General features: G+C 69.9%; 2 protein-coding genes. One reads left to right on the top strand and one right to left on the bottom strand.

What is annotated here, in order from left to right; genetic code table 11:
* Positions 1 to 16 precede the first annotated feature (16 nt).
* Positions 17 to 655, bottom strand: coding sequence for an ATP-binding protein (locus MXD58_RS20845; RefSeq protein ID WP_374616426.1), 639 nt, complete (start codon positions 653 to 655; stop codon positions 17 to 19).
* 171 nt (positions 656 to 826) lie between these two features.
* On the opposite strand from MXD58_RS20845, the gene MXD58_RS20850 reads away from it, so the two are divergent.
* On the top strand, positions 827 to 4455 hold a 3629-nt coding region (locus MXD58_RS20850; RefSeq protein ID WP_250609770.1), incomplete at its 3' end, for a HAMP domain-containing protein.

Genomic DNA, 4455 nt, shown 5'->3' on the forward strand with positions numbered 1-4455 from the left:
GTGGCGGAGCGCTCGATCAGCGGGCTCGGCGGCACCCGGCTGTTACGGGAGATCGGACTGCGGGGACGAGCGCATCGGCGCTGGCCGCCGCGCCCCCGCCCGCTGGGTCGCCCACCGTGACCGCGATGGCCGGCGTCGGTGTGTTGGAGGGAACGTCGTCGCCGTCGTCACCCGAAAGATCGGTGTCGTCGCCGTCGTCAGGCAGGGTGAGGCGGAACCAGACGGTCTTCCCGCCGCGGTGGTGCTCGGTACCCCAGCTTGAGGCGAGCGCGTCGACGAGGGCGAGCCCGCGGCCGTCCTCCCGCAGCCCGTCGATGCCGAAGTCGGCCTCTTCGGGGAACGCCGACGGCGGGCGCGGCACGTCGACCTTCTTCACCCGCGACATGCCGATCCGGACCGGATGCCGGTCGGCCACGCCCACCCGCACCCCGCTGCCCTCCTGGCGGACGTCGATGGTGGCGGCTGTGCCGGCATGGACGACGACGTTGGTGACCAGCTCGGTGACCAGCAGTAGGGCCGAGTCGAGCAGATCGTCGTCGACCCGCCCGCGTAGGGTCTCGAGCACGAATCGACGCGCGGACCGCGGGGAGTCGGGCTTGGGCGGCAGCGTGATGGCATGCACGGACGTTGTCGATCCCCCTCCTGCGCCGGTCATGTCGTTCAGTCTCTCCTGCGTTGTCCGTCGTGAGGCGGATACTGGCGGCTGGTGTCACCTGTCCATCGACGCCCCCGCCGGTGTCCCGAGGAGATCGCCCCCTGGTCCGGGCAGCTCCACCCGGTCCGTCGTCCGAGACGATCGTGCCGTCCGAGCTCAGCTAGGAGACCGATGAGTGCCACTGACGATCAGCAGTCCCCGGCCCGCCGTGATCCCACTGTGCCCGGCGGTGACGCTACCGCGACCATCGTCCCCCATCCACCCCACGCGTCCGGCGGACCCCACTCTGAGCCGGTGCGGGGCGGGTCGGTCCAGACGGTGCCGCGCACGTCGGCGGACGACCTGATCGACGAACTGCTGGGCGGGTTGACCAGGCTGTGCGAGGGCGACTTCTCGACCCGGCTGGCGAACCGCGTCACCCCTCGTGACCCGGTCGCCGCGCAGGTGCTCCGCCGGTTCGACGAGCTGGCCGCCTCCCAGGAACGGCACGCCGGGGAGCTGGCCCGGGTCAGCAAGGTGATCCGCCGCGACGGGCGTCTGACCCTGCGCATGGAGGACCTGGGTAGCCCAGGCGGCTGGTCCGACATGACGCAGGCGGTGAACTCCCTCATCGATGACCTGGCCCGGCCGACGCACGAGGTCGCGCGGGTCATCGCCGCGGTGGCCGAGGGCGACCTGTCCCAGCATATGGCCTTGGAAATCGCCGGGCAGCCGGTCCGCGGGGAGTTCCTCCGGATCGGCACGACGGTGAACACGATGGTGGATCAGCTCTCGTCGTTCGCGGACGAGGTGACCCGGGTGGCCCGCGAGGTCGGCACCGAGGGCAACCTCGGCGGGCAGGCCAAGGTCAAGGGCGTCTCCGGGGTGTGGCGGGACCTGACCGAGTCGGTGAACTCGATGGCCGGGAACCTGACCAGCCAGGTCCGCAACATCGCCCAGGTCACCACCGCGGTGGCGCAGGGCGACCTGAGCCAGAAGATCACTGTTGACGCCCGGGGTGAGATCCACGAGCTGAAGTCGACCGTCAACACGATGGTCGACCAGCTCTCGGCGTTCGCCGACGAGGTCACCCGGATGGCCAAGGAGGTCGGCACCGAGGGCAAGCTCGGTGGCCAGGCCCAGGTCAAGGGGGTGTCCGGGGTCTGGCGGGACCTGACGGACTCGGTCAACGTGATGGCCGGCAACCTGACGACCCAGGTCCGCAGCATCGCCGAGGTGGCGGCGGCGGTGGCCCGCGGTGACCTGACGCGGCAGATCACCGTCGACGCCCGCGGCGAGGTCGCCGGCCTCGCCCACACGCTGAACACGATGGTGGACCAGCTCTCGTCGTTCGCGGACGAGGTGACCCGGGTGGCCTGGGAGGTCGGCACCGAGGGCAACCTGGGCGGCCAGGCGCACGTGCGGGGCGTGTCCGGGGTGTGGCGGGACCTGACCGAGTCGGTGAACTCGATGGCCGGCAACCTGACCAGCCAGGTCCGCAACATCGCCCTGGTGGCCACGGCGGTGGCCCGCGGTGACCTCAGCCAGAAGATCACGGTCACCGCCCAGGGTGAGATCCTGGAACTCAAGGACACCCTGAACACGATGGTGGACCAGCTCTCCTCGTTCGCCGACGAGGTGACCCGGGTGGCCCGCGAGGTCGGCACCGAGGGCGCGCTGGGCGGCCAGGCGCACGTGCGGGGTGTCTCCGGGGTGTGGCGGGACCTGACCGAGTCGGTGAACTCGATGGCCGGCAACCTCACCGGCCAGGTCCGCAACATCGCGCTGGTCACGACGGCGGTCGCGCGCGGCGACCTGTCGCAGAAGATCACCGTTCCGGCGCAGGGCGAGATCGCCGAGCTGAAGAACACCGTCAACACGATGGTCGACCAGCTCTCCTCGTTCGCCGCGGAGATCACCCGGGTGGGCTGGGAGGTCGGCGTCGAGGGCAAGCTCGGCGGCCAGGCGACGGTCGCCGGGGTGGCCGGCACCTGGATGGACCTCACCGACAACGTCAACCAGCTCGCAACCACGCTGACCATCCAGCTGCGGGCGATCGGCGACGTGTCCACCGCCGTCACCCGGGGCGACCTGACCAGGTCGATCACGGTCGAGGCCGAGGGTGAGGTCGCCGAGCTCAAGGACAACATCAACCAGATGATCGCGAGGCTGCGGGAGACCACCGAGGTCAACGCGCAGCAGGACTGGCTGAAGTCGAACCTGGCCCGCATCGGCAGCAAGATGCAGGGCCAGCGCGACCTCTACGCGGTCTGCCAGATGATCATCAGTGAGATGACGCCGGCGGTCAACGCCCAGCAGGGCACGGTCTACCTGCTCGACTTCATCGAGGGCGACAAGCTGCGCTACGTCGCCGGCTACGGCTCGGTGCCGCGGCGGCGCTCGGACGGCACGTTCCTGTTCGGCGAGGGACTGATCGGCCAGGCGGCGCTGGAGCGCAACCGTATCCGGGTCGAGCACGTGCCCGCCGGCTACCTCAACATCCGCAGCGGGCTGGGCGAGGCGCCACCCTGTGATCTCGTCGTGGTTCCGGTCGTGTTCGAGAACCAGGTACTCGGCGTCATCGAGCTGGCCTCGTTCACCTCGTTCTCCGAGCTGCACCTCACCCTCGTCGACCAGCTGGTCGACACTATCGGCGTCGTGCTCAACACGATCATGGCGAACGCGCGGACGGAGGAGCTGCTGGCCCAGTCCCAGCGGCTCACCCAGGAACTGCGTTCGCAGTCGGTCGAGCTGCAGCGCACGAACAACGAGTTGGAGGAGAAGGCGGCGCTGCTGGAGGACAAGAACCGCGAGATCGAGCTGGCCCGCATCGGCCTGGAGGAGAAGGCCGAGCAGCTCGCGCTGTCCTCGCAGTACAAGACCGAGTTCCTGGCCAACATGAGCCACGAGCTGCGCACGCCGCTCAACAGCCTGCTCATCCTGGCCAAACTGCTCGCCGACAACCCCGACCGCAACCTGTCCCAGAAGCAGATCGACTTCGCCGAGACGATCCACTCGGCCGGTTCCGAACTGCTCGGCCTGATCAATGACATCCTCGACCTGTCCAAGGTCGAGGCCGGCAAGATGGACGTCGACGCCACCAGCGTGCGCACCGCCTCGCTGTGCGACGCGGTCGCCGGCGCCTTCGGGCCGCTCGCCGACGAGAAGGGCCTGGCCTTCGAGGTCAACCTGGCCGCCGACGTGCCCGCGGAGTTCGTCACCGATGAACAGCGCCTCCAGCAGGTGTTGAAGAATCTGTTGTCCAACTCAGTGAAGTTCACCGATTCGGGCATCGTGCGGCTCGATGTCACGCTCGCTCGGCCGGACCTGCCGCACCTGGCCAGCCACCTGCGCTCGGCGGGCACCGTCCTGTCGTTCGCGGTCACTGACACCGGGATCGGGATCGCCGCCGAGAAACTCCGAATGATCTTCGAGGCCTTCCAGCAGGCCGACGGCACGACCTCGCGCCGCTACGGCGGCACCGGCCTCGGCCTGTCGATCAGCAAGGAGATCGCCCGCCTGCTGGGCGGCTCCATCGCGGTCTCCAGCGCGGTCGGCCGGGGCAGCACCTTCACCCTGTACCTGCCGGCCGTGCCGCTCGCGCAGATGCCGGTGTTCGGGGTCACCCCGGGGGAGCCGGACGACGTGCTCATGATCGTCGGCATGTCGGACAACGGCCTGGCGCGGAGCAACGGCGAGCTGGCCCCGGCGCCGGCGAGCCTCGGGCCGGACGGCCTCGAGGTCGGGACGGCGCAGGCGTGGCGCCACGGCGGCCCGAACGGGTCGGGTGGCGGCGAGTGGTCGGTGGACCGGGACGCAGC

Source organism: Frankia sp. AgKG'84/4, from assembly GCF_023242965.2.
In the GTDB taxonomy this organism is placed as follows: Bacteria; Actinomycetota; Actinomycetes; order Frankiales; family Frankiaceae; genus Frankia.